The organism is Kitasatospora sp. NPDC058170 (genome assembly GCF_042883905.1).
In the GTDB taxonomy this organism is placed as follows: domain Bacteria; phylum Actinomycetota; class Actinomycetes; order Streptomycetales; family Streptomycetaceae; genus Kitasatospora.
This window is the reverse complement of record NZ_JBHVUV010000027.1, coordinates 113,538-138,780: the sequence shown is the minus strand read 5'-3', so window position 1 is coordinate 138,780 and position 25,243 is coordinate 113,538. Positions and strand designations below refer to the sequence as shown.

General features: G+C 70.3%; 21 protein-coding genes, 1 tRNA gene and 1 pseudogene. 12 read left to right on the top strand and 11 right to left on the bottom strand.

Annotated features, from left to right (window positions below):
• The 5 genes from ACFVVX_RS28375 to ACFVVX_RS28355 form a co-directional block, all read left to right on the top strand.
• Positions 1–95: acyl-CoA dehydrogenase family protein (locus ACFVVX_RS28375; protein ID WP_350554586.1), on the top strand; the 95-nt coding region annotated here is incomplete at its 5' end.
• Between the two features lie 97 nt (positions 96–192).
• A complete protein-coding gene (locus ACFVVX_RS28370; protein WP_387949567.1) occupies positions 193–945 on the top strand; it encodes a TetR family transcriptional regulator in 753 nt (250 codons plus the stop codon).
• A gap of 301 nt (positions 946–1,246) precedes the next feature.
• Positions 1,247–2,632, top strand: a complete 1,386-nt coding sequence (locus tag ACFVVX_RS28365) for a chloride channel protein (protein ID WP_387949566.1) — start codon at positions 1,247–1,249, stop codon at positions 2,630–2,632.
• 123 nt (positions 2,633–2,755) lie between these two features.
• A complete protein-coding gene (locus ACFVVX_RS28360) occupies positions 2,756–3,772 on the top strand; it encodes a DUF2278 family protein (protein ID WP_387949564.1) in 1,017 nt (338 codons plus the stop codon).
• Positions 3,773–4,167: 395 nt separating this feature from the next.
• Positions 4,168–5,442 carry a DNA cytosine methyltransferase gene (locus tag ACFVVX_RS28355; protein ID WP_387949563.1) on the top strand — a complete coding sequence of 425 codons (1,275 nt, stop codon included), beginning with the start codon at positions 4,168–4,170 and terminating at the stop codon, positions 5,440–5,442.
• A gap of 24 nt (positions 5,443–5,466) precedes the next feature.
• On the opposite strand, the gene ACFVVX_RS28350 is transcribed toward ACFVVX_RS28355, so the two are convergent.
• The 5 genes from ACFVVX_RS28350 to ACFVVX_RS28330 all read right to left on the bottom strand — a co-directional run bounded on the left by ACFVVX_RS28350 (position 5,467) and on the right by ACFVVX_RS28330 (position 11,091).
• The gene (locus ACFVVX_RS28350; protein ID WP_387949561.1) at positions 5,467–6,012 is read right to left on the bottom strand and encodes a very short patch repair endonuclease; all 546 of its coding nucleotides are present in this window, start codon (positions 6,010–6,012) and stop codon (positions 5,467–5,469) included.
• On the bottom strand, positions 6,009–6,965 hold the full coding sequence (locus ACFVVX_RS28345) for a NaeI family type II restriction endonuclease (protein ID WP_387949559.1): 957 nt from the start codon (positions 6,963–6,965) through the stop codon (positions 6,009–6,011). The genes ACFVVX_RS28350 and ACFVVX_RS28345 overlap by 4 nt, the downstream gene beginning before the upstream one ends.
• Positions 6,966–7,041: 76 nt before the next feature.
• Entirely contained in the window at positions 7,042–8,880 is a 1,839-nt protein-coding gene (locus tag ACFVVX_RS28340; RefSeq protein WP_387949558.1) for a DEAD/DEAH box helicase, read from the bottom strand.
• Complete coding sequence (locus ACFVVX_RS28335) at positions 8,877–10,304, bottom strand: transcriptional regulator (RefSeq protein ID WP_387949557.1); 1,428 nt, start codon at positions 10,302–10,304, stop codon at positions 8,877–8,879. The genes ACFVVX_RS28340 and ACFVVX_RS28335 overlap by 4 nt, the downstream gene beginning before the upstream one ends.
• Before the next feature lie 112 nt (positions 10,305–10,416).
• Positions 10,417–11,091 carry a hypothetical protein gene (locus ACFVVX_RS28330; protein WP_387949555.1) on the bottom strand — a complete coding sequence of 225 codons (675 nt, stop codon included), beginning with the start codon at positions 11,089–11,091 and terminating at the stop codon, positions 10,417–10,419.
• 245 nt (positions 11,092–11,336) lie between these two features.
• Here ACFVVX_RS28330 and ACFVVX_RS28325 point away from each other — a divergent pair, with 245 nt between their 5' ends.
• Complete coding sequence (locus ACFVVX_RS28325; RefSeq protein WP_387949554.1) at positions 11,337–12,119, top strand: hypothetical protein; 783 nt, start codon at positions 11,337–11,339, stop codon at positions 12,117–12,119.
• A 67-nt stretch (positions 12,120–12,186) separates the two neighbouring features.
• Here the strand turns inward: ACFVVX_RS28325 and ACFVVX_RS28320 are convergent, their stop codons facing one another.
• Together ACFVVX_RS28320 and ACFVVX_RS28315 are read right to left on the bottom strand one after the other, a co-directional pair.
• Positions 12,187–15,108: a Z1 domain-containing protein gene (locus tag ACFVVX_RS28320; RefSeq protein WP_387949584.1), complete on the bottom strand. Its 2,922-nt coding sequence runs from the start codon at positions 15,106–15,108 to the stop codon at positions 12,187–12,189.
• 110 nt (positions 15,109–15,218) lie between these two features.
• Entirely contained in the window at positions 15,219–16,757 is a 1,539-nt protein-coding gene (locus tag ACFVVX_RS28315) for an ATP-binding protein (RefSeq protein WP_387949552.1), read from the bottom strand.
• A gap of 463 nt (positions 16,758–17,220) precedes the next feature.
• On the opposite strand from ACFVVX_RS28315, the pseudogene ACFVVX_RS28310 reads away from it, so the two are divergent.
• Positions 17,221–18,156 (top strand): annotated as a pseudogene (locus ACFVVX_RS28310) (TIGR02679 family protein); the annotation flags it as partial.
• Between the two features lie 163 nt (positions 18,157–18,319).
• On the opposite strand, the gene ACFVVX_RS28305 reads toward ACFVVX_RS28310, so the two are convergent.
• Positions 18,320–19,183 carry an alpha/beta fold hydrolase gene (locus ACFVVX_RS28305; RefSeq protein ID WP_387949551.1) on the bottom strand — a complete coding sequence of 288 codons (864 nt, stop codon included), beginning with the start codon at positions 19,181–19,183 and terminating at the stop codon, positions 18,320–18,322.
• Positions 19,184–19,238: 55 nt separating this feature from the next.
• On the opposite strand from ACFVVX_RS28305, the gene ACFVVX_RS28300 reads away from it, so the two are divergent.
• Positions 19,239–19,838: a TetR/AcrR family transcriptional regulator gene (locus ACFVVX_RS28300; protein ID WP_387949582.1), complete on the top strand. Its 600-nt coding sequence runs from the start codon at positions 19,239–19,241 to the stop codon at positions 19,836–19,838.
• Positions 19,839–19,977: 139 nt separating this feature from the next.
• Here the strand turns inward: ACFVVX_RS28300 and ACFVVX_RS28295 are convergent.
• Positions 19,978–20,065: transfer RNA gene (locus ACFVVX_RS28295), tRNA-Leu, on the bottom strand.
• Positions 20,066–20,312: 247 nt separating this feature from the next.
• On the opposite strand from ACFVVX_RS28295, the gene ACFVVX_RS28290 reads away from it, so the two are divergent.
• From ACFVVX_RS28290 to ACFVVX_RS28280, 3 genes are all read left to right on the top strand, one after another.
• Positions 20,313–21,638, top strand: a complete 1,326-nt coding sequence (locus ACFVVX_RS28290; RefSeq protein ID WP_387949549.1) for a M20/M25/M40 family metallo-hydrolase — start codon at positions 20,313–20,315, stop codon at positions 21,636–21,638.
• 345 nt (positions 21,639–21,983) lie between these two features.
• Positions 21,984–22,226: a chaplin gene (locus ACFVVX_RS28285; protein WP_387949580.1), complete on the top strand. Its 243-nt coding sequence runs from the start codon at positions 21,984–21,986 to the stop codon at positions 22,224–22,226.
• A 307-nt stretch (positions 22,227–22,533) separates the two neighbouring features.
• Positions 22,534–23,424, top strand: coding sequence for a chaplin family protein (locus ACFVVX_RS28280; RefSeq protein ID WP_387949548.1), 891 nt, complete (start codon positions 22,534–22,536; stop codon positions 23,422–23,424).
• A 276-nt stretch (positions 23,425–23,700) separates the two neighbouring features.
• Here ACFVVX_RS28280 and ACFVVX_RS28275 read toward each other — a convergent pair whose 3' ends face one another.
• On the bottom strand, positions 23,701–23,910 hold the full coding sequence (locus ACFVVX_RS28275; protein ID WP_387949547.1) for a DUF5703 family protein: 210 nt from the start codon (positions 23,908–23,910) through the stop codon (positions 23,701–23,703).
• A gap of 331 nt (positions 23,911–24,241) precedes the next feature.
• Here ACFVVX_RS28275 and ACFVVX_RS28270 point away from each other — a divergent pair, with 331 nt between their 5' ends.
• Entirely contained in the window at positions 24,242–24,847 is a 606-nt protein-coding gene (locus tag ACFVVX_RS28270; RefSeq protein WP_387949545.1) for a hypothetical protein, read from the top strand.
• 162 nt (positions 24,848–25,009) lie between these two features.
• Here ACFVVX_RS28270 and ACFVVX_RS28265 read toward each other — a convergent pair whose 3' ends face one another.
• Positions 25,010–25,222, bottom strand: coding sequence for a hypothetical protein (locus ACFVVX_RS28265; RefSeq protein WP_387949543.1), 213 nt, complete (start codon positions 25,220–25,222; stop codon positions 25,010–25,012).
• Between the last annotated feature and the right edge of the window lie 21 nt (positions 25,223–25,243).

Below are 25,243 nucleotides of genomic sequence, written 5' to 3'. Positions count from 1 at the left end.
CGTTGGAGCGGATGATGCGGGACGCGAAGATCACGCAGATCTACGAGGGCACCAACCAGATCCAGCGGATCGTGATGGCCCGCAACCTGCCGTAGGGCTTGTCGGACAAGCCCTAGCGCACTCGCGGTAGACCACAGCACGCGGCAGTACACGGCAGTCCGGCTGTTCGAGGCCGATGCTATGTTCCGGGGAATGAGCGAGCAGGAAGAACAGGACCAGCCCATGAACGACGGGCCGTCGAAACCGGCGATGCGCGAAGCGCTCGTCGCCGCAGCCTTCGAGCTCTTCCTGGAACGCGGCTTCGAACAGACCACCGTCGACGACATCGTCTCGCTCGCGGGCGTCGGCCGGCGCTCCTTCTTCCGCTACTTCCCGGCGAAGGAGGACGTGGTCTTCCCCGACCACGAGCGCAGCCTCGCCGAGATGACGGAGTTCCTGGAGTCCGGCACCGGCGAGGAGGACCCGGTCAAGCACGCCTGCGACGCCGCCCGCCTCGTCCTGCGGATGTACGCCGAGCAGCCGTCCTTCTCCGTCCAGCGCTACCGGCTCACCCGCAAGGTGCCCGGCCTGCGCGCGTACGAGCTGTCGGTGGTCTGGCGGTACGAGCACACGCTCGCGCACTACCTGCGCGGCCGCTACGACGGCCGTCCGGACGGGGCGCTGCGCGCCGACGTGATCGCCGCCGCCGTGGTCGCCGCGCACAACCACGCGCTGCGGACGTGGCTGCGCTCGGGCGGCGAGAGCGACTGGACGGTCGAGGTGGACGCGGCGATGGCCTTCGTCACCGGCACCTGGAGCGACCGGGCGGTCGAGGGCTCACCGGACGGCGGCGACGCCGAGCCGGACGAGGTCGTGGTGCTGGTCGCCAGCCGCCGGGCGCCGCTCTGGCGGATGGTGCAGGGCATCGAGAGCGCACTGGGGGAGACCCGGCAGGTACAGCTCTGAGCCACCGCGCCGAGCCACCGCGCTGAGCCACCTCCCTGAGCTCCTGAGCTCCTGAGCTCCTGAGCTCCTGAGCTCCTGAGCTCCTGAGCTCCTGAGCGTCTACGGTGCCCGGATTCCCCGCGGAGTCCGGGCACCGCGCGCGTCCTGATCACCCGTCCGGCTCAACCCGCCCGGGACGCGCCGGTGCACACCGCCGGCCGCCGTGCGTGCCCGTCCTCCCCGGGCGAGACTCGGTCGCAGGAGCGGGACGTCGCAGGACGGACCGGGCGGCGGCGGCCCCGGGGAGCGCGAAGGAGCGGGCATGCCTCAGCAGCCGGCCGGTGATCTGACCCTGCGTGACGTGGTGCTGAAGAGGGGTTACCTCGGACTGCTGCTGATCGCCACCCTGGTCGGCATCCCGGTCTCGCTGGCGGCCTTCGGCTTCGTCAGCCTGGAACACGAGCTCCAGCACTGGGTCTGGGAGAGCCTCCCGGAGGCCGTCGGCTTCGACCGCGCGCCCTGGTGGTGGCCGCTGCCGGCGCTGCTGCTCGCCGGCCTGCTGCTCGCACCGGTCGTCACCCGCCTGCCGGGGCGCGGCGGCCACGTCCCGGTGGACGGCCTCGGCGGCCCGCCGACCCCGCCGAGGGCCCTCCCCGGCGTGGTGCTCGCCGCCCTCGCCTGCCTGCCGCTCGGCGCGGTGCTCGGCCCCGAGGCGCCGCTGATGGCCCTGGGCGGCGGGCTCGCCCTGCTGGCGGTGGGCTCCACCCGGCGGGCCGCCCGACCCCAGCTGGTGCCCGTCCTCGGCGCGGCCGGTTCGGCGGCGGCCATCTCCACCATCTTCGGCAGCCCGCTGGTCGCCGCCGTGATGCTGATCGAGGCGGCCGGGCTCGGGGGCCCGCACCTGGTGGCGCTGATCCTGCCCTGTCTGCTGGCGAGCGGCGTCGGCGCGCTGGTCTTCACCGGCTTCGGCCACTGGACCGGGCTCTCGATCGGCGCGCTGTCCCTGCCCTCGGTGCCGCCGATGGGCATCCCCGACGCCGGCGACTTCCTCTGGGGCGTCCCGCTCGCCGCCCTGGTCGCGGTGGTCTGCGTCAGCGGTCAGCTGATCGGCCGCCGGGTCAAGGTGTTCACCACCGGGTCCGCCACCGGCGAACCCGCCCTCACCGCCGGCCGCACGGCGCTGCGGACGGTGCTCTGCGCGGTCGCCGTCGGCGCCTGCATCACGGCGTTCGCGCTGCTCACCGGCCGCTCACCGGAGGAGGCCGCGCTCTCCGGGCAGGCCACCCTGGGCGCGCTCGCCGCCGACCCGCAGTCCTGGTCGATCGGCGCACTGGTGGCGCTGACGCTCTGCAAGGCCGCGGGCTGGGGCATCGCCCTGGGCAGCCTGCGCGGCGGTCCGATCTTCCCGGCGGTCCTCATCGGCGCCGCCGTCGGGGTCGCCTGCGGAGCGCTCCCGGGTCTGGGCACCGCCCCGGGCCTGGCCGCCGGGCTGGCCGCCTCCGGCGCGGCCGTCACCCGGCTGCCCGTGACCAGCACCGTGCTCGCGGCGGCGCTGCTCGGCGGCGACGCCTCGAACGCGATGCCGCTGCTGATCGTCGCCACCTCGACCGCCTTCCTCACCGGCGAGCTGATCCGGGCACGGGCGTCGGACCGGGACGACGGGCGGGGGCGCTCACCGCGCCCGGCCGCCGCCCGCCGTACCGGCTGAGCCGCGCCCGGCCGTAGACCCTTTCGACGGACGCGCGGTGAACATCCGCCGATTCGCCGCAGCCCGGGACCGCCCGTAGGGGATAACGGAGGAATCCTGTCCACCCGACCCCGAAGGACGTCCATGCCCATCAAGAAGTACGGTGTGCTCGCCGCCACCGCCGTCGAGCGGCGCCGCGAAGGCAGCACCGACACCCCGCACTACCAGATCCACCTCCGCGACGCCCACGGCACCGACTACCGGGCGGCGGTCAACGTCGAGTCCCAGCAGGCGCCCTCGGACCTGCTCTTCGCGGTCGTGGAGGACTTCCGGCACCCGGTCACCGGGCTGCTCCCGGACCCCGGCAGCGGCTGGACCGACCTGTCCTCCAAGCCCGGCACCGCCAGCCTGGACTACATCCGCGGCAACCTGTTCGACCCGGCCACGCTGCGCACCCTGCCGCCCGACCTCGCGGGCGCCGACAACGACCTCGCCGACCTGCTCGACCACTACGTGCAGCGCGCGATCAACGACCAGGCGGCCGCCGTCTACCTGATCGGCCAGCGGTTCGGCCCCGAACCCACGATCCCCGACAAGGTGTTCGGCTTCCGCCCCGGCAACGGCGTCCACGACATCCACATGAACCAGGGCAACAGCGGCCGCTTCAAGGCCGACAACGGCGTCTTCCAGGACGGCGGGCTGCTGATCCACCTGCCCTCCGAGAACCGCTGGGTCGCCGTCTTCCTCGCCTTCCAGTCCCAGTCCTGGCACACCGACGACGAGCACGGCAACCCGATCACCGACGCCCCGCCGCGCCCGGTCGACCCGACCGGCGGCGAGATCCAGGTGCGCATCGTCGCGGCCCTGGTCAACCCCGTCGGCCCGGCCCCCGAGGACGAGACCGTCACCCTCCTCAACGCCTCGTCGGAGCCGGTCGACCTCTCCGGCTGGCACCTCGCCGACCAGGCCAAGCACCGCTTCGCCCTCCCGGCCGGCCCGCTCGCCCCCGGCGCCACCCTCATCGTCCACCGCGCCGGCGGCTTCGAACTCGGCAACCACGGCGGCGCGATCACCCTCCTCGACCCCGCCGGCCTCAAGGTCCACGGCGTCGCCTACACCGCCCGCCAGGCCGCCGCCGAGGGCCGCACCATCACCTTCTAACCCCACCGCCCCGCCCGGCCCACCCCCCCCGGGCGGGGCACCCCACCCCACCCCCGACGCCCGGCGCCGCTCACCACGGCCCCTCCCGCACTCCAGCCCGCTACCCGGCTGCTGTGCGCCGCACGAGTGTCTTCAGGCCGATTCCCGCGTTGTGCAGAGATGGAACACGATTCCGACTGCCTGGGCACCGCTGTCGGCGGCCGGAACTAGACTGGCTGCTTCACACGGGTGCGACTGCTCGGTTGCGCTGCCAGGGAATGGTGGTGCTGCTCTGCCTCGATGGCATGATCGCACCCGGACGGAGGTCGCTAGCGTGTTCGATACCATGGTTCGACGCAGCCCGCTGGTCAGCGCCCTCCGCCCTGCAGGTACGGCGCGTGTAGTACGGAGGATGGATGTCTGCCCTTAAGGTCGTCGAGATCTGCGCAGGTGCAGGAGGGCAGGCGCTAGGCCTGGAGAATGCAGGCTTTGAACACGTCCTCGCGGTTGAACTCGACCCGAACGCGTGCGCGACCCTGAAGGCCAACAGGCCGGAGTGGGCGGTCGCCCAGGGTGATGTCGCGGACGAGGGCGTGTGGCGCCCCGAGGATTTCAAGGACGGCCTGGACCTGCTCGCAGGCGGTGTCCCCTGCCCGCCTTTCACCATTGCAGGCAAGCAGCTCGGTGCCGCTGATGAGCGCGACCTCTTCGCCTGGGCTGTCGGCCTTGCGGGCCGGATGCAGCCCAAGGCGCTTCTCTTGGAGAACGTCCGGGGCCTCAGCGCGAGCCGGTTCTCCGCCTATCGCCAGCACGTGTTGGACACGCTTCTCGAGCTCGGGTACATCGGGGAGTGGCGGCTGCTCCAGGCTTCCGATTTCGGGGTGCCCCAGCTGCGGCCGCGGTTCGTCCTGGTAGCGCTCAAGGAGGAGTACGCCGGGTACTTCCACTGGCCTGAGCCGGATGATTCGCCGGCGCCCACGGTGGGGGAGGCGCTGAAGGACCTGATGGCTGCCAATGGCTGGGAAGGGGCCGAGGAATGGGCCGCCCGGGCTGATGCCATTGCCCCCACCATCGTCGGCGGCTCGAAGAAGCACGGCGGTGCCGACCTCGGGCCCAGTCGGGCAAAGGCTGCATGGGCAGGGCTCGGTGTAGACGCCTGGGGGGTGGCGAATGAGGCGCCCGGCCCCGGATGGAAGCCCGACGTCACGGCCAAGGGGGAGAAGCCGGGTCCGAAGCTGACCACGCAGATGGCTGCGCGGATCCAGGGCTTCAGCGACAACTGGAAGTTCCAGGGGCGGAAGACCACGACCTACCGGCAGATCGGGAACGCCTTCCCGCCGCCGGTTGCGGAGGCTGTCGGCCGCTCGATTGCGCGGGCGCTTAAGAAGGAAGGCGCGCCGCGCGCCCTTCCTGATGCGGTACACGACCCGGTGTACGCGATCCTTCGGGAGGCGTCGGCGGCGGTCACCGTCGACCAGATCCTTGCGAAGCTGGAAAAGCGGGACGCGGCTATGGCGCTACCGGATGTCGAGCGCCACCTCAGCTACCTCATCCGGGATTTCGATATCGAGTTCATCGAGCGCAAGCCGGGTGTCCTGGCTTACAAGCTGCATGGCTTCAAGGCCTTCGTCGGCCAGGACGGACACGAGCGGCACGAGCTGTTCAAGGCCAATAAGGCAAAGATCAGCTGATCGGTCACTGGAGGCGTCTGCGGATCACCGGTCTTCGGACGCCTCCGGCCCGAGGGGGCCAGTAGCAGCGCGCTGGATGCGCCGCCGTTTGCGCTCGGCCAGCTCCTGCCGCCGGGCTGTGACCGCGGCGACCACCGCCTCCGCGCATTCTGGAGGCGGCTGGTGCTCCCAGAACCGGAGCACTAGCCAGCCCTCGCTTTCCAGGCGCTCGTCCGTGTCCCGATCGCGGCTTACGTTCCCGCCGATCTTCGTCTCCCAGTAGCCGGGGTTGGTCTTGGGCGGCACGAAGTGGTCGGGGCAGCCGTGCCAGAAGCAGCCGTCGACGAATACGGCGACCCGTACAGGGCGGAACAGCAGGTCTGCGGTCCGCCGCATCTTCGGCAGAGGCTTCGCCGCTACCCGGTACCGCAGTCCGGAAGCGTGCACGAGCGAGCGCAGGGCGAGCTCTGGCGAGGTGTCTCGGCTGCGGTTACCGAGCATGCTGCGGCGGTTCGCCGCAGAGGATGCCCAGGAGCCCTCAGGGGCGTTCCACTCCGCGCCGGCCGCGTCTGAATGTTCTGGTGTACTCATATCTCCGGCAGCCTCGGTACCGATTCCTCAGGGTCCTGGGGGAGTGCCACGACCCATCGCTCTCCGTCCAGCTCGGCCCAGGGCCCGTCTCCATGGTGCGGCCGGAGACGTGCGAGCCGCACACTTACCGACTCTCCAGCCTGGGGGGCAGGCAGGTGAAGCTGCCCTGCGATCCTGCTGTGGCTCGAATAGTCCCCGAGGATCACGATCCCGCGGTGCTGCAGCCGCGATCGTGATCCCTGGTTGTAGCGGACGCGCCGCATGTAGTCCTCTTGCATGGCCACAGTCGCTACGACAGTCCGGCTGATCGGTCGGCGCTGCGCGCGCACGAACAGCTCGTCCAGGCGGCGCTGGCCCGTACGCTGCGCGAAGATCGCTGCAATATCGTCCGGGGACAGCCGGAGGAGCAGATTGTCCTGCAGCGGCGCGTCCTTGAACAGCCACCGGATCGAGTGCCTGCCCGCTGCGTTGAGAGTTCGTTTGGCATCGCGGTTCTCGCCTGCGGTGAGGAGGGCGGGAAGGGCCCTGACGAGCCCCGCCGACCAGGCGGAGTCCTGGTCGCTCGCCCACACCACCAGCAGTAGTTCGCCATGCGCCTCCGGCGGAACCATCCATCCGCCAACGCGCTGGGAGAACTTGCAGTCCACGTCCGATCCGGCGATCAGGTAGTCCATCCGGCTGCCGTCGGCGAAGCCGAACTCCCTCTGGAGGTTGATCTCAATGAGGGTCCCGAGATGGGCCTTCTCCGTCTTGTACAGCTGATCCCAGCGAAAGCGGCCGGTGTGCTGGCCGTCCAGCAGGATGTCGATGCTCCGGCGGACGGTGCCTGCGAACCGGTGCCCGGCCGGATCCTCCGCCAGTATCCGGGCCGCTACCGCTTCCAGCCCGGAGTCGGCGCCATGCTGCCCGGGCGGGGACGCCAGGGGCTGGACTGAGTCGAGTCCGTCTTCCACAGGGCAGAGGGTAGCCAGGCGGCCAGCGGCCGCTGCCAGCGGGGTGGCATCCGCAGGCATGGCCGCTGGCCGCTGGCTATACACGGGCGGCCACCACATCGAGGTGCCCGAGCAGGGCGCGGATATCGGCCATATCCATGCCGCCCGCCAGTGCGGGCTCCTCGACCAGGTCGGCGAGCTGCTGGACTTCCGGGTCGTCCAGGATCCGCCCCATGAACTGGAGCTTCTCCTCCAGCCGGTGCGCGACCACTTCGTCGATGGTCCCGGAGGCCGCGAGGACCGTGACCCTGGTGTCGGTTCCGGGGGCGAGCCCGAGGCGGTGGATCCGGTCGAGGCTCTGCAGGAAACGTCCGGCCATGAAGTCCCGGTCCACGTAGACGGCGTCGTGGCAGACCTGGTGCAGGCTGATGCCTTCGCCGAGCGTTGCCGGGTTGGAAAGCAGGACCATGCAGTCCGGGTCTTCGCGGAACCGCCTCAGCTGCTCCTCCCGGTCTCTGCTGCCGCCGTGGACGATGGCGGGCTGGTAGGCGCTCAGCATGCGTTCGAGAGTGGTGAGATTTCGGACGAAGGTCGTCCAGACCAGTGTCTTCCGCCCGGCGCTGGCGTTCGCTGCCACGATGCTGAGCGCCTCCTGGTACTTCGGCGAGAGCTCGTAGCCCGGCAGATTGCGCAGCAGCGCGTACAGCGAGTCCGACTGCGGGACGTCGAGGGGCGGTACCTGGTAGCTGAGCGGCTCGTACCGGCTGGAGCCCTCCACCAGCAGTGCCGGGCTCGTGGCCGCCATGAGCAACCGGAGCATTGCCTTGCCGAGTGCGTCGAAGTCCTTCCGGGATGCCTCGGCGCGGGCGGTGTACCGGCCGACGAGGGCGTCGTAGATCTCCCGGTGCAGCGGCGGCATCTCGACGTACCGGATCCGGGGTTCGAAAGGCGGAAGCCCGAGCTCGTCCTTGGTGGTGCGGGTGAACAGCGGGCGCAGCACGGTGCTGGCGTGCGCGAGGTCGCCGCCGGCGACTGCGCTGCTGACCACCCGGCGCCCATGGCCGGGCCAGACGAAGGAGAGCAGGTTCTCGAGGTCGCGGGCACCGTTCGGCGCCGGAGTGCCGGTCAGGATCAGTCGGCGCCGGCTGAGCGGGCCGAGTGCCAGGCAGGCCGATCCGTATGTCCCGCTTGCGCCGAGCTTCATTCGGTGGGCCTCGTCAAGGACCAGCATGGACGGGGCGGCGCGCAGCCAGTCCGCCAGCCCGGCGAGCGACCTGTCCAGCCGCTCGTAGTTGACGACGAGCACCTCCGCGCCCGGGCTGGGCGACTTGTCCATCACCTCGAAACGCAGCGGCTCGGAAAAGCAGGTGCTGGTCTCGAATTCCCAGGACTCGTAGGCGGACTTCGGGCTGACGACCAGCACACGGCGCACCTCGCCCCGCTCCCGTGCCGCAGCGAACACGGCGAGGGCGACGCGGGTCTTGCCAGCGCCCGGAACGCTGAAGTTCGCGCCGTGGCCAAGCGAGAGCAACCGGGCGATATCGCGCTTCTGGAACCCGGTCAGATCGGCAGACCAGTCGGGCCCGAGCAGTGCTCCGACGTCCTCGGGAGCACTGCCATCGCCAGCCGCCCCAACCGGGTCCGCGTCAAGCCATCGCTCTGCGCGCTCGGCATCGTCGAGGACACCGTTGACGAGGTCGATCAGGTCCTGGTCCCAGGTGACCGTCTCCGGGGCCGGCCACGTCGCGAGCTCACCGATGCCGGTGAGGAAGTCGTCCAGGTCGATCTCTGCGATGAGGGGACCGCGCTGGCCACCCGCGGGGAACCGGGCGGCCAGCTGGCCGAGATCGCCCTGGTGCTCCGGCCCGGCCCGGAACACCACGTGCGTCCGGTGCACATTGAAGCCGAGCTTCAGCGACGGCTCGCCGACTGTCACAGCGCCCGTTCCTTCTTCTCCGCGACGGCATCGAGCAGCCATGCGACACCGTCGCCCGGGGCCTTGATGCTCCGGGCGGACTCGAAGGCGAGCTTGCCGAGAATGCCGCGCAGATTCACAACAGCCTCGTCGAAGGCCTCCTCGTCGAGGCTGTTGGAACCGCGGGCCATGACCAGATCGGTGATGCACTGCTCGATGTCCTGGCAGGCGTCGGCGATGCGGTCGGGCGCGGCCTGGCGGCGCTTGCGGACCCGGGCATCCTTGCCTGCGGAGTCGAGCGCGTCCGAGAACGCCTCCTTCGCCGCGGCGATCGTGCGCGAGGACGAGATGACCTCGGACGCCGGGGCGCGGTCTCCGGCCGCCTCTACGGCCCGCGCCTTCAGCAGCGCGTCTGTCAGGGATTTGGCGGCCGCGACCTCGGCCCCGGCAGCCTTGACGGAGCGGTTGAGGCCTGGGATCCCGACCGCGGCCGGAGCCGCGGCCGGAGCCGCCTTCAACTCAGCCGGCAGCGTGCGGTCCAGGTAGCGGCCCTGGAACTCCGGCTCGATGAAGCGGACATCCGTCTTCGAGAAGCCGAGGACGATCGCCGCGAGGCGGCTCTCGCGCAGCACCTCCGCCCGGTCCTTGTTGACCGACGACTCCTTCGAGTACCGGCGGTGCAGCTCGCGGAGCTTCTCCTGGTGCTCCTCGAAGTCCATGAGCCGCAGCTGGGCCTCCCCGGCGCTGCTGCGCGCAATCAGGTCGCGCAGGCAGGCCAGGATCCAGATGTCCTGCTCGCACGTGGTAGGCCGGATCCGGAACTCCTTGGCGATTTCACCGATCGGGCGGCCTGCGGACACCTGCTCGTCGATGGCCAGGAGGCGGTTGATATACGAGTAGTCGCGGCGGTGGTCGGGGCGGAGCTGGAGCGACAGCTCGACCGTGCTGATATCGGTCCACGTGCAGGAATCGGGCAGGACACCCACCCGGATACTCGGCACGCCCAGCTCCTTGAGAGCTGCGCGCCGGGTGTTGCCGTTCACCAGGATGCCGTCGCGGGTGATCAAGCCGGGATCGGTCTGCCGGAAGTCCCGCAGGCTCTCCATGAGGGCGTCGAAGTCCGGGTCGCGGTGAGCCGGGTCCTTCGGCAGCGCCTGCAGGAGGAAGTGCAGGTAGTCCTGGCTCAGATCACTCCACGGGTCCGCCTCCAGCGTCTGGTCGCGGGCCGGGTCGTGGCTGCGCTGCGCCCGGATGCGGTGGGTGCCGGGATTGAACGCCAGGGTGCCCACCGGCATATCGATGACCTCGACATGCAGCGGGGCGCCCCGCCACTCGATGGTCAGCGTCTCCTTGACGCCGCCGGCTTCGCGAGCCTCCTTGAGCCGCTCCTCGACCAGCACCCGGTTGTGCGCCGCGAGCGGCGGCAGACCGAAGTCGGTACTCATGGGGAATCCCCTCCACAGTCTCGTCAGATGCGATCAGTGCAGTACGGCGGCGGGCCGACCGCGCAGGCGACCCGCCACCGTACCGTGTGAGCCAACGGGCTCGGTGCGAGGACTAGCCGAGCGCTTCGCGCACCTGTGCGCGCGCATCGGCCGGCAGCGTACGGTACGCGGCCCACAGCTGCTCCAACTCGCTGAAGGCCCGGGCATCCTGCTGGACCCAGCCGGCCAGGATGCCGCGCTCGAACTCCGGCAGATGGCCGAGCCGGGTGAGCACATCGCCGAGGTCGGCGGAGAGCCCGAGGCCGCCGACCCGGCAGCGGTTGCACTCGATGACCGGCTGGACCTCGATGGCGCCGCTCGCCAGCTTCACCTTGCGCCGGGCGACATCGAGCTGAGCCGCCTCGTAGGTGCCGGAGTAGGCCTGGCCGGGCGTGATGCCGCAGGACCGGCACATGTGGCTGTCACGGGTCAGCAGTTCGCGCCGCTGGGGTGCGGTCAGCGTGGTGCCGGCTTTGCGAGTCCCCTTGCCGGGCTCCCAGACCGGCTCGCCCATCTTCACGAACCGCTGCTCGTTGGCGCCGAGGCTGAGGTCTTCGCGATTCGTGTCGATCTGCCACTCGAAGTCCCGCAGGTCGCGCATGCGCCGGTCGATCTGCGCGGTACCGGGGAAGGCCTCGCGGAGCTGGGCCTTCGTGAACAGGCTTCCCTCTCCGACCTCCTGGACCAGCCAGAGCGCAGTGCGCTTCATCGTGCCGATCTTCTCGTCCTGCCAGGACGGCTGCGCCATGGGTGCGACTCCAATGCTTGCCGGATCATCAAGAACGCGTGCAGGCAGCACCGGCGAGGACCTCGAATCGGCCGGTGCGCTGCTGATGCATCCATGGAACCGTGCTGCCGGGCCCTTTCGGAAGGGCGGCCGCGTCTTTTCTTGATCTTGTAAATACGCGGACCTTTTGCACCGCTCGTACAGTGCAGCAGACTTCATCCGTATCGGTACACCGGAGAGGACGAACAGAGAGCGAGGAACTGGGCTTGCCTGCGCCAGGCCAGATCACATCGGTGATTGCCCGGGATGCTTCACCTGCCCGTCAGCGGTTCGCCGACGTACAGCGGCAGCTCTGCAAGGTGATCACCAGCAGTTCGTACGGCCCTAACAGCCAGAAGGGAATCTGCGAAGCCTTGGAGGGCCGCGGCAGAGTCGGCAGGATCTCCGAGCCGACCCTGACCGGGCTGCTCCGCGCTACCCGCAGGCCGAGCCTGCAGGTAGCCAAGGCGCTGCACTCCTTGGCGTTGGAAGTGGTAGGGGCTGATCCAGAGGGGGCCACCGCTGTGCCGATCACTGCTGATGAGCTGGAACAGCTCTACGGGCAGGCGATGGAGAAGCACTGCCGCTGCTGTTCGCAGCGTGCGGTCGGCACGGCGACTGGCCTGACGACAGCCGAGGCAATGGATTCGCCGGCTTCCCCGACGCGGATCGCGTTGCCGGTCCCCCCGATGGAGGGGGACCGGCAACGCACAGGGAATCAGGCCCCGGCCTGGCAGCCGCAGAAAGACCTTGAGCGCTACCTGAAGGCCGGGCGGACCGAGGACGCCCGCGTCGTCCTCAGCCATGCCGGCACGGCAGCTGCCCCGGCCGATGTGGTGTGGGCGGTGGCGTCCTGCAGGGCGGCCGAGATGGACACTGCAGCCGACACGATTCTCCATCACGCCGGTCGGCGTGCCCCTGCCGATGTCCTGCTCATCGCGAAGCTCCTGGTCTCGAACAGTTGGCACACCGATGCCGGTGTACTGCTCGGCGCGGTCGGGGGCGAGTGACAGGAATGCCTCACCGGGCGGCAGCGGCCACTGGCCGGTGCCGCCCGGTGAGAGGGTGCTGCTGCGGTTAGTGGCCAGTGCTCTGGGCGGGAACCACCACGGCGTTGCTGTGGGAGGAGTCAATGGTGCGGAAGCGGATCAGGGGTCGGCGGGGCGCGGCAGGGTCGGTAGCCGACATGAAGCCGCAGGCCATCACGGTCTTAGCGGGGTTTGCGATGCCAGGGGAGGTGCCGTCAGCTGCGCCTGGCTCGCGGTCGATGACGGGGTAGAGGAGGACGACGCCGCGGCGGGGCTGGGCGAACCGGGCAGCGGCTACATCTGCTGCATCGGCTGCGCGCCGCCCGGCGATGCGCTCCGGGGACTGTCGGTGGGCCATGCCGGATATGCGGTTGAAGGTGCCTCGGGGGCCCCTGCTCCGCTGGACCAAGGTGACGGGGGCACTGCCCAGGATGCTGGCTTGCACTGATCCCGTACCGCTCGCCTGCGGTGCAAGGACAAGCCAGTCATCGGTACCGCAGCCCAGGCGGCTGCTGTCCTTGAGGTACTCCAGGTGGGGGGCCATGAGGTCCGGGCGGCCCCAGGCGAGCTGTTCGAAGAGGCTGAGAAGCTCGCCGTGGGGCAGGACCGCGGTCTTTGCCGGGAACCTGGTCTGCTTTCCGGAGCCTTCGGAGATGTGCAGGAAGAGGTCCCCGGCGTCCTCCAGCCGTTCCAGGACCGGGAGCCACAGCCCGCAGTTGCGGCGGAGGTCGGCGGCCGACTCCGGATAGGCGCTCGGTTCGACCCACTCGCCGGGGGAGCGCACCTCTACGAGCTCCGCATTGAACATCTTGGTCCGGTTCGAGGGCTTGATCCAGGAGAGGTGCTGCGAGACCAGCGGAGGGATCTGCGCGGGCGTTACCTGGACGCAGCCGTCGACGGGCACGGCGTACCGGCGCAGCTGGGCGCGGAAGTCCTCTTCATCGCGGCATACGGCCTCAAAGGCCTCGTACAGGTCGACAGTCTTCTTGCCGATCAGCTCCGCCCTGCCGATGTAGAGGCGGACGAGGTCCCGGTAGCCGTTGCGGAAACCGAACCACCGCCCCATCTGCATCAGGGTGTCGGCCTGGCTCGTCGTCCGGCGGTAGTACGTGATGGTCAGTCCCTCGACTGTGAAACCGCGGGAGAGCTTGGTGCCGCCGACGAGGATCTTCCAGATGTTCGGCTGCCCCTCGAAGTCGAGGTCGATCTGCTCGAAATACTTGTCGCTGTCGCCGTTTACCACGACGACCGGGTTTCCGCCCTTGCTGATCATCTGCCGCGCCGTACTGATGTAGGGCTTCAACTCGGCGTAGTCGGCCGGCACGGGCAGATGTCCGGCACGTGCCAGCGAGACAGGACGGATGTCCCGGTCGAAGAGGTCGGCGAGGCGTGCATGGCCGCCGGGGCCGGTGTACTCCGCCTGGTGCCACATCGTGTTCAGCCGGAGCGCCAGGACGCCGTGGTCGTCCTTCTTCACCGACTCGTGCACCAGCATGGTGTGGTGGCGGAACGACTCGTCCGGAACTTTGTGAGCGGCCCGGTAGAGCTTCATGGCGCCGGCGAGTACGAACGCGTCCATGGCTTCCAGGAGGCGGTCGTCGTCCGCGTAGATACCGCGCACATGGGCTTGCTGATGGGAGTCGGCATAAGACAGCTGCTCTGCAGGATCCACCGCGTCGAAGTCGTGGAAGTCCTGCGCGCCCATGTACCCCTTCGGGCGGGGGAGGGAGATGAGGAAGTCCCGGGGGAAGATGTCCTCGGCGTCGCTGGGGTCGATGAAGACGTTGGCGAACGGTGTCGCCGTGTAGCCGATGTACTGGGCGCGCGGCAGGAGCGTGAGCAGCTGCGAGATCAGGCCGTTGATGGCCTTGCGCTCGGGCTTTCCGCTCTCCCACTTCTTCGGGTCAGTGGTGTTGACGGACGCCTGGTCCGACTCGTCATCGATGATCAGTGCGGGGATCTCGCGCAGGATCGGGCCGATCTGCTTGAGGTCCTTGACGAGACTGGCCAGAACGGACTTGTTCTTCTTGACGACCATGAGGCGGGCGGCGGCGCGGTACAGGTTCTCCGCGTCGTACAGCGGCCGGAGGCGGTCGTGCTTCTCGAACTCCAGCGCCCGGATGCCCTGGGCGAGGCTCCGGTAGTCCTTGTCACGGGTGGTCAGGCGCTCGATATCGGGCAGCCCCCGCTGGGACGGCCGTCCGTGGTGGGATACGAAGAAGTCGGGCCAGTCGGCGTCCTCCTGGTAGTCGATACCCACCAGGGCGCTCGGATCCCGCGGATCGGCGCCGCGCAGGATGTTCTCCTGGCCCACGAGCTCCATGTCCAGACGCCGCTGGGTCTGCCTGCGGAGCAGGTTCAGAGTCCCGCCGAGGACGATGACGAGCCGGTATCCGGAATCGATGGCCTTGGCGGCGACGCCGGTGAAGTTGGCGGTCTTACCGGACTGCACATAGCCGACGACCAGGCCCCGGGCCGAGTAGGCCGTGCTGCGCGTCGGGTCTGCGAGCCGCTCGACGACCTGTCGGCTGGACTCATCAAGGGCTGCGATCGCCTCGCCCTTCCAGCCCTTGGTGCGGAGGTGTTCGGCGTAGTGGTCCCAGTAGAAGGAGCGTGCAGCCGCAGCATCCTGATCGAACCACGCCTCGTGCTCGGTGCTGATCACGGTGGCGCCCGGCTCGGTCGGCACCGGTATCGCGTCCGTCAGCGACTTGCCGAGGTCGGCGTCCAGCCCGAGGCGGCTGTACACGTCGGCCCGGCGCCCCTCAGTACGGGCCCCGGAGGCACTCCAGTCCGGAGAATCCAGGAAGTCCCACTCCGACAGGGACTTCTCCCACAACACCAGCAACGGGTCGTCTGGCGAACCCGCGAGGAGGCGGTCGCGGAACTGCTCGGCGTGGGTCGCGGCCAAGCCGTCGTCCTCAGCGAGGGCGCATATGATCTTGTCGAGGCTGCGCGGGCGGGCTCCCATGGCGGCGAGCGCCCCCGTGTGGAGTTGCAGCACCTGATCGGTCCCGGAAAGCAAGGCTCCTGGCCCTCCTGTTAGGCATGTGCGGTTGGGTCGGCATGCGCGGTCGGTGCTCAGCGATCTGCTTCGGACCGGACGGCCGCGATGAGCACGGCGTTCCACAGGTCTATCTCGTCCTGGACCACGGCCCGCAGCCGCTCCTTCTGGAAGATGTCGTTGAAGGCCAGGTAGAGCATGCTCTTCAGCAGCGGAGCGTCATTGAATCCGCCCCTGCGGTTCCCCAGGACGGCTTGGCGGTACGCCTTGTTCAGGCGGATCGCGCGACGGCTGCGATCGATCTCGAAGAGTACGTCGGACGACAGCGGCTCCCAGAGGAAGCCGATGGGGTCCTCTCCGGGGACCTGCGGCAGTTCCTCGACGAGGACGCGCTTCAGCTTCGGGCTGATTCCCCGGCCCGGTGGGATCGCGGCCTTGCGCTTCGGCTCATTGCGGCGGGCGGCTTCCCGGTACACGGCTTCAGCCTCATGCAGGTAGCCGGCGAACGAGGTGCCGTCGGCGTCCGTAGCCTTCTCCAGGCCGCGGGAGAAGGACGGGTTGACGGTGACCCCGGCCTTCTTGACGGTCAGCGAGAAGACGCTGTTCGCGGGGTGCGGCAGGTCGACCTGTACCCGGGCGAGGCTCAGGTGTCCCTCGGCACTCCGGTAGCTGTTCCACCCGCCGGCCTGAACCAGCCGGTCGTTCCGGTAGAAGTAGAAACCCTGGCGTTCCTGGAGCGGACCGATCCCCTTGTACCCGACACTCTGGTTCTTGGGCGGCCAGATATGTGCCGTCAGCGCCACGTCGCCGATGCCCTCGATCGGAGCAGTGAACTTTCGGGGGTAGCCGGCTTTGCCGGGGACGCGGTAGCCGAAGGGGTCAATCGGCTCGACCGGACGGTGGTCGTGCTCCTCGCGGGTGGTTGCCTCCTCGATGACGATATCGATGTGGAAGCCGCCGCGGCTGAGGAATCGATGCAGGTAGAGGCCGAGGTAGTTCTCCAACCGGTCGACGGCTCGGTTGAGGTACTGGTCGGTGTGGCCTTCCTCGATGGTGTCGAAGTCTCGGACGGCATCCCAGCGGACGATAGTCCCCTGCCAGCCGATGATCCCGTCGTACCGGTCGATCAGGCGCTGGCTGTACTCGGGACTGACGATGTCGCAGTGAAAGCCGTTCCTGGCGTTCTGGGTCAGCCAGCGGCGTCCGCTTGCCTTCGACCGCTTCGTCCGGCTGATCACGGTGAGCGAGTCCGCGCACGACATGGATGCGGCTTTGAGCCCGGTTCCGTACATGCCCAGTGCGGCGGCAGCGTACCTCTCCTGTCCAGCAATGGTCATTGCGGTGTCGAGAGCGCAGTCGTCCATACCCTGACCGTCATCGACAATGAGGAGACTGGACAGGCGGTCACCGTCCCGGAGGAAGACCACGGCCACTCGCTCGGCTCCGGCGTCGATCGAGTTGTCGATCAAGTCGGCGACTGCGGCCTCGAACGAGTACCCCTGACTGGCCAGTGCCTCGACGTAGCGAGGAGACGGAGGCAGGCTCTTGCTGCCATCGGTCGGGACGTCGAACTCCCAGCCGTCCCCGCTCGAGGTTCCGAGGGCTGTCGCGGCCATTGAGCTCCTTGGTCGTGAACACGGCAATGCGTGCGGTGCGAAAGATAAAAGACGCCGCTCATCATATTGAGTGCGAGGCGGGTACCTGATGGGCCCCTTAGGGGGCCCGGGCCGATCTGCGATCGAATACCGACCGCCGACCAGCGGGCCGCCGGTCCTGTGCTGCAGCCCCGAACAGCTGCGGCAGGGGGAGGCATTCGCAAACGGGCGGTCTGCAGTTCGACACGCTTGCTGCCTTTCGCGCGCTCCGGGCCCCCGTTCGCATGGACTGAACGCACCTGCCAACCACACAGGACCTGGACGAGGCGGATCGCGGGGCGAGGCCTTGAGACGGCCGACCGGGCCTGAGGGACAGATCTGGGCGCCGCCCGGATTCCATTGATCGGGCCCGAATCGTCGGTGTCGGAGGCTACTCTCACCCGCATGGAGCAGCAGTCCCGCCAGCCGCGGGGCCCGGCGTACCGACCTCTGGGATTCGGCGGCGACGGCGCTGGCCTCCTCGGCCCTCGCCGGGCATGCGTGGGCGGACCGCTGGCTGGCCGACCTCCGCCGCAGCGGCGCCCCGGCACGGCTCGGACCGGAGGCCGCCAAGGACCTTCTCCGGCAGGCCGTCCACGTCCTCAGCCTGCTCCTGGCCGACGGGGACACCGCGGGCCGCCCACGAGGCCGAGGTGAACTCGCCTCCCTGGTCACCGGCACCGCCCACGGACTCGACGACGGCACGCTGCTCGCCCGCCTCGTCCTCCGCGGCATCGCCCTTGCCCATGACGAGCCCCCGCCCGGTGATGCCGCAGGCCACCGCGCCCTCTGGCGCCTCGCGGCCGTCTCGCCCGACGAGGTGTCGAGCACCGTCCTCACGTACGGCCTGCGCCCGGCCGGCGGGGGCTGGCGCGAGCGGGCGATGCGCGAACGGGCCGACCACCACAGCGAATCCCATCTCACCCTGCGCGACCTCCGGGCCCTCGACCCGGCACCCGAACCGGGCACCCGCGTCCACATCTGCGAGAACCCGCAAGTCGTCGAGGCCGCCGCCGACGCGGCCTGCACGGCGTCCCTGGTCTGCACCTCCGGCAGCGCGGCCACCGTCGTCCTCGAACTCCTCGACGCGCTCGCCGCCGCGGGCTGCGAACTCGCCTACCACGGAGACTTCGACTGGCCGGGCCTCAGCCTGGCCAACCGCCTCGTCCAGCGCTACGGCGCCCGCCCCTGGCGGATGGCAGCCGACGACTACGAACAGCTCGCCGCCCACGCCCGCTCCCAGGGAAGCCCACCCCTTCCCCTGTCGGGAACACCTGTGGCCGCCACCTGGGACGGGGCCCTCGCCCCCGCGATGACCGCCCTCGGCACGGCCCTGCACGAGGAGTCCGCCCTGCACCTGCTCCTCGGCGACCTGGCCTGAAGGCCGGCCCGCGCCGAGACCCGGCGCCGGAGGGCGGCGGCGGGCGGCGGCAGGCGAGTACGCATGGACCGTAGAGCGCCTTCGAGAGGCATGCAGCTCCACGGCGTGGGCGGTGCGCCCGTCGGCCGGGTGCCGGCGGGCGGAAGGCCGGGCCCGGCAGGGGCTACCGTCCGGCGGTGCGGAGGATGCGGTCGGCGACCAGGTCCGGTAGGTCGGTCGGCAGTGCGTGGCCGGCGCCGGGGACGACCTCCACCCGGGCGGAGGGCACGAGCCTGCCGAGGCGGTCGGCGACCTGGCGCGAGTCGTGCAGGGCGCTGCGCGCGCCGAGCAGGAACAGCGCGGGGACGTGCAGCCGGTGCAGCTCGTCGTCGGAGAGGACCGGTGGCACCGGAAGGGCCCGGCGGAATCCCATCGACGCCCGCATCAGGCTCATCAGTTCGGTCTCCAGGATGGTGCTGTTGCCGACCAGGCGGGCCAGCCCGGGGCGGAGCGGGCGCGGCGCCGCTGCGGCGAGTCCGCCGGCGATCAGCCAGGCGTAGAAGCGGGGGCCGAGGCCGGCGAATCCCGCGGGGTCCAGCAGGGTGAGGGAGGCGTTCCGTCCGGGGTGGTGGATCTGGTGGTTGAGGGCCAGCCAGCCGCCGTAGGAGCAGCCGACGAGGTGGGCGGCCGTCACCTCCAGTGCGGCCAGGACTTCGTCCAGCCAGGCGGCGCCGTCCCGTCCGTCGCCGATCGGGGCGGTCTGCACGCTGGCGCCCGGCTCGCCGATCGTGTCGACGGCGATGACCGGACGGTGCTCGGCCAGCACGTCGATGTAGCGGTGCCACATCAGCGCGTTTCCGCCCGAGCCGGGGAGCAGCACGATCGGCTCGCCGTCCTGCGGACCGGTGCGGTAGACGCGGGTGGTCCCGAACGTGGTGGGGAGGTCCAGCGCCGTCCGCGGCCCGGGCCACAGATCCGCCAGGGCCCGCTCGTAGGCGGTCCGGAATCGTTCGCTGGCCTGGGTGTTCTTGAACCGGCTGATTCGCATGATACATGTGTATCACGGCATGATACGGGTGTACCAGGGAGGTCGCGTCATGACCGTGCGGGTCGATCACGAGGAACGCAGGCGGCAGATCGCCGAGGCGCTGTTGCGCATCGCCGACACCGAGGGTCTGCAGTCGGCCAGCATGCGGGCGGTCGCCACCGAGGCCGGCGTCTCCCTGCGGCTGGTGCAGTACTACTTCACGACGAAGGAAGGGCTGCTGCTGGACGCGCTGGCCAGGCTCGGGGCCCAGCTCCAGGCGCGCATGGAGCAGTGGATCGGCGCGGCGGGCTCCCCGCCCACACCGCGCGGCATCGTGACCGCGGTCCTGTCGTGCATCCTGCCGACGGATCCGGAGAGCCGCCGGATCACCAGGACGTACGCCGCGTACTACACGCTGGTGCTCAGCGATCCCGAGGTGCTGGCGAAGCACGGAACGGCCCAGCCCGACCTTCTCGAGGGCTTCCTCGCCAAGCAGATCCGCGCCGCCCAGCAGGCCCGGGAGATCGACCCCGCCCGGAACCCCGAGATGACCGCCGCCGGACTGCTGGCCATGGTCAACGGCCTCGGATCGAGCGTGCTCGGCGGCCAGCGCACCGGCGCCGCCGCGCTGGAGATCCTCACCCACCACCTGGCCGAGCTGTTCCGGTCGCCCTGAGCGGCGGCCGGGACCCGCTCCTGGCCCTGGGCGGCTGCGCGGCGTCGGGGGCCCGCGTTGCGCGAGTCGGCCGCACGCGAGTCGGCCGCACTGCGGCCGGGAAAAGCAAAAGACCCCTGATCAACAGGGGTCTTTCAGCTGGTGTCCGAGGGGGGACTTGAACCCCCACGCCCGATAAAGGGCACTAGCACCTCAAGCTAGCGCGTCTGCCATTCCGCCACCCGGACCGGGTGTTGTCTCCGCGGCCTCGTCGGCCGCGCTGACAGATGTAACTGTAGCAAAGATCGGCTTGTGCTCCCAAAACGGGTCGGTGGGGTGGAGTGGGGGTTGCGGGGGCGTGTCGCCGTGTTTCGTGGGGGTGGATCCGGGTGGGGGGCTGGGGGAGGATGGGCGGACGTGCTCGTACGACCTGGGTGCAGGTCCCGGGGATGGCGCGCTGGTGCGTCCGTGCGGGCCAGAGACGAGGAGTGACCCGTGAGCGAGCAGCGGAGCGAGCCGAAGGTGACGGCTGAGTCGGAGGTCGCGGAGATCTGCCGGGATCTGATCCGCATCGACACCAGCAACTACGGCGACGGCTCCGGCCCGGGGGAGCGGAAGGCCGCCGAGTACGTGGCGGAGCAGCTCGCCGAGTTCGGTCTGGAGCCGCAGATCTTCGAGTCGGCCAAGGGCCGCGCGTCGACCGTGGTCCGGATCGAGGGCGAGGACCGCTCCCGTCCGGGCCTGCTGATCCACGGCCACACCGACGTGGTGCCGGCCAACGCCGCGGACTGGACGTACGACCCGTTCGCCGGCGAGATCGCGGACGGCTGCGTCTGGGGGCGCGGCGCGGTCGACATGAAGGACATGGACGCGATGACCCTGGCGGTGGTCCGCGACCGGCTGCGCACCGGGCGCAAGCCCCCGCGGGACCTGGTGCTGGCCTTCGTCGCGGACGAGGAGGCGGGCGGCACCTACGGCGCGCGGTTCCTGGTGGACAAGCACCCGGACCTCTTCGAGGGCGTCACCGAGGGCATCGGCGAGGTCGGCGGCTTCTCCTTCACCGTGAACGACCAGGTCCGGCTGTACCTGGTCGAGACGGCCGAGAAGGGCATGCACTGGATGCGGCTCACGGTCGAGGGCCGGGCCGGGCACGGGTCGATGGAGAACGACGACAACGCCATCACCGAACTGTGCGAGGCGGTGGCACGGCTGGGGCGGCACAAGTTCCCGCTGCGGATCACCAAGACCGTCCGGGCCTTCCTGGACGAGCTGTCCGACGCGCTCGGCGTCGAGCTCGACCCGGAGAACATGGACGAGACGCTGCGGGTGCTCGGCGGCATCGCCAAGATGATCGGCACCACGCTGCGCAACACCGCCCAGCCGACCATGCTCGGCGCCGGCTACAAGGTGAACGTGATCCCCGGACAGGCGACCGCGCACGTGGACGGGCGCTTCCTGCCCGGCTACGAGGAGGAGTTCCTGGCCGAGCTGGACAGCGTGCTCGGCCCGCGCGTGAAGCGGGAGAGCCTGCACTCGGACAAGGCGATCGAGACCAGCTTCGACGGAGCGCTGGTGGAGGCGATGCAGACCGCGCTGCGGGCGGAGGACCCGATCGCGCGCGCGGTGCCGTACTGCCTCTCGGGCGGCACGGACGCCAAGTCGTTCCAGGACCTCGGCATCCGCTGCTTCGGCTTCGCGCCGCTGCAGCTGCCGCCGGAGCTGGACTTCGCCGGGATGTTCCACGGCGTGGACGAGCGGGTGCCGGTGGACGGGCTGAAGTTCGGCGTGCGGGTCCTGGACCGGTTCATCGACGCCTGCTGAGCGGCGGAGCGAAGCGCCGGCGGGCGGCCGGCGCAGCGGCGGGCGCACTGCCCGTGCGGCCCGCACTGTCTGCACTGCCCGTACGGCCCGTTCCCCGGGGTTGCCGGGGGCGGGCCGTACGCGCGGGGCCGCGGGGCAGCCGTCAGCATTGTCCGAGCTAATGATTTGGGGCAGCCCGAAGGAGATCAAGAGAAACGATTCTTCCCTTGATTTCGGGTCGACCGCGTGTGCGACGCATCACCGTTGCGGGTGAATGGGCAAAGGCCTCCGTACCCCGTTTGCCACACCCTCGTTCACTCCTATGCAGCCCGCCGAACGGGTTGCGTTGTCCATACAGGAGGAATGATGAAGGTCAAGAAGATCGCCGCTGTTGCCGCTGCCACCGGTGGCCTGGTCCTCGCCGCGGCCGGTGTCGCGTCCGCCCACGGCGGCGCCGCCGCCAACGGTGTGGCCGCCGGCTCCCCGGGCGTCGTTTCGGGCAACCAGGTCCAGATCCCGGTCCACATCCCCGTGAACGTCTGCGGCAACACCATCAGCGTGATCGGCGTGCTGAACCCGGCGTTCGGCAACCACTGCGCCAACTTCTAAGCGCAGGTTGATCGCGTGATCGGCTGATCATCGGATCGACTCACTGTGCCCCCGGGTGGCGGACGCGCCGCCCCGGGGGCGCTTGTGTGTCCGGAGCCGGGAGGGGGGGCGTGGGTCCAGGAGCGGCTGTGAGCCCGGTGGTGCTCGTGCGTTCGGGCTGTCGCTCGATCAGGTGAAGCAGGTTTGGTCGGCTCAACCTCCTCCGGTGCGCCTCGTTGTCCCCTGTGCACTCGAATACCTCGCCCGTTATTCGGAAATTCCGACTTTCGGCAGGTATTAACGTCGTCTCGATACGTCAGGGGAAAATATGAGGAATGTAGCCAAGAAGGGGATCCTCACGGCCGTGGCCACCGGCAGCGTGCTGGCCTCGACCGCCGGCTACGCCTACGCGGGCGCGGAGGCGCAGGGGGGTGCGGTCGGTTCGCCCGGCGTGGCCTCCGGCAACTCGGTGCAGGTGCCGGTCGACGTGCCGATCAACGCCTGCGGCAACACCGCGGACGTGATCGGCGCGCTGAACCCGGCGTTCGGCAACCGCTGCGCCAACTCCGACAGGCGCGGCGGTTCCGGTCACGCCGCGCACACCGCCTCGGGCTCGTCGGCCTCCGGAACGGCGGCCGGTTCGCCCGGCGTCGCCTCCGGCAACAGCGTCCAGGCGCCGGTGCACATCCCCGTCAACGCCTGCGGCAACTCGGTCGACGTGGTCGGCGTCGGCAACCCGGCGTTCGGCAACGGCTGCGGCAACGAGGGCAGCCCGGTGGCCACCCCGCCCGCCAAGCCGGACGACGACTGCCCGGAGGGCCACGGCTCCCACAACCCGCCGCCGCCCGGGACGGGCCAGCCGTCCACGCCCCCGCAGACCGGTGGGGAGACCCCGCCCGGCAACCCGCGGACCGGCAACCCGTCCACCACCATCCCCGGGGCGCCCACGGGCGCCGGCACGGTCGCCACGCCGTCCACGGGCGCACCGGCCGCGCCGACGGCGGGCGGCGGTCAGAGCGGCCAGGGCGGCCAGGGCGGTCAGGCCGTGCCGGCCGCCGCCCGCCAGGCGAACGACACCGCTGCGGGCGGCCAGGCCGCCACGGGCAGCCAGCTGGCCTCGACCGGCGCCGGCAGCACCGAGCTGATGGGTGCGGCCGGCCTGGCGCTGCTGCTCGGCGGCGGCGTCCTCTACCGCCGCGCCCGCGCCGGCGCCCGTTGAGCGGACGAGCGCGCGGAGGAGTGAGCGAACGGAGGGGTTGAGCGGACGGCGCGGCTGAGCGGACGCCGCGCCCGCCGGTCGATCGACCCCCCGGCCCGCAACAGCGGGCCCACGCCACGCGCCCGCGGCCGTCCGGACCCTCCGGCGGCCGCGGGCGTGGGCACGTCCGGGCCGAGTAGCCGGATTCGGCGGACGACCCCGGTGCGCACCGTCGTACGGTCGCGGCGGCGGGCCTTGGCGCGACGCCTCGCGTGACGCCTCAGAGAGCCGGACTCCTCACCAGCTCCTGATCTGCCGGATGATCCGCCGCCGCAGCAGCACCGTCCGGCTGCCGTCCGGGAACAGTCGCAGTCTGTCCAACTCCCAGTGCCCGTACTCGGCGTGCTCGGTGAGCAGTTGGCGCGCCGCGTTGCGGGTCGTCCCGCGCGGCATGCGCAGCGACTGGTACTCGTACTCCGGCTGCCGGACAGACTTCGGTGGGGTCAAAACGCTCCTCCTGAGGGACACCTGAACGCAAGCGTACGGCCTGCCTCCGACAACCGGCCCGGGTATTTTCGGTCGTGCTCCGGCCGGTCCGGCGGACCGTGCTCCTGACAGTGCATCAGCTCCGTTTCCGCTGCTGACGGGATACCCCGATCGCGGCTTGCGAAGCGGCACTCGAACAGCCCGGCCGTGCCGTTTTCGCACCCCGCGCCTGGGGCGTGCGCGGTCACAGAACCACGCGGATCGGACATCAGGGGGGAAGTTGCGGTGAAATCGAGGGTGTAGGTGACAACCGCTGTGCGTACCGGCACCGAGGGGAGATAGCGTCTGCACCATGTCTGATGCCGCGCAGCCAACCCTTGCCGAGGTACGCGCCGCCGCCGAGGCGGTCAAGGCCGCCATCGATCGTCACCTGGAAGCGGTGTCAAGCCCCAACGCAGCGGACGATCCCGCCGTGTTCACCGCCTACGAGCAGCTGGCCACGGCGGCCATCGCCTACGACCAACTCCTTTACGAGGCCTACGACGAGGTGACCCCGTTCGAGGTCCCCGGCGACGAGGGTCCGGGCGGTTACCTCGGGCCCGAGCAGCCGGAGGCGATCAGTGTGCTGATCCGGCGCGACTACCACGTGGTCGACCCGAAGCGGCTGCGCGCCCAGGCCGAGCGGCTGGAGGAGTCGCTGACCCCCGGCGGGGCCGGGACGGCCGAGGTCAACGCCGCGATCGGTGTGCTGTTCGGCGAGTACGAGCCAGACGAGATCGCCGCCCGCAGCGAGGAGTTCGGCCTGGAGGAGGGCGATTCGACGCTCTGGGTCGCGGCCGCCGAGCCGACCGAGCCGGGGGAGTGGCTGCCCGAGCCCTTCGAGCACGCCGATCCGCAGCTGCTGATCTGCCGGTTCGACGTCAGCGAGGTCTACGACGACGAGGACCCGGACGACTGACCGTTCGGCTCCACCGTCCACCGCTCGCCCGCACCGCTTCTCCCGCACCGTTCGCTGCGCCGCCAGGGGCGGTACCGGGGCACTCGGCCCCGGTACCGCCCCGACCTGCGGCGCGCACCTGCGGGCGGCCCTGAGGTGGCTCACGGAGCGGAGCGGGGCGGCTCAGCGGGCCGCGAGCGCGCCGAGTTGGGTGGGCAGGGTCTCGTTGTCCTCGACGTGCCATTCCTCGGTGATCCGTGTCGCGCCGACGTGCTGGATGTCGATCGCGTTGAGGGTGCGGGCGTCGGCGGTGGTGGCGGTGCCCGGCGCGACCGCGGCGGCGGTCAGGGCGGCGAGTCCGGCGGCGGCGATGCGCAGGCGCTCCGGTGTGGGCATGGTTTCGGACATTCCTCTCGG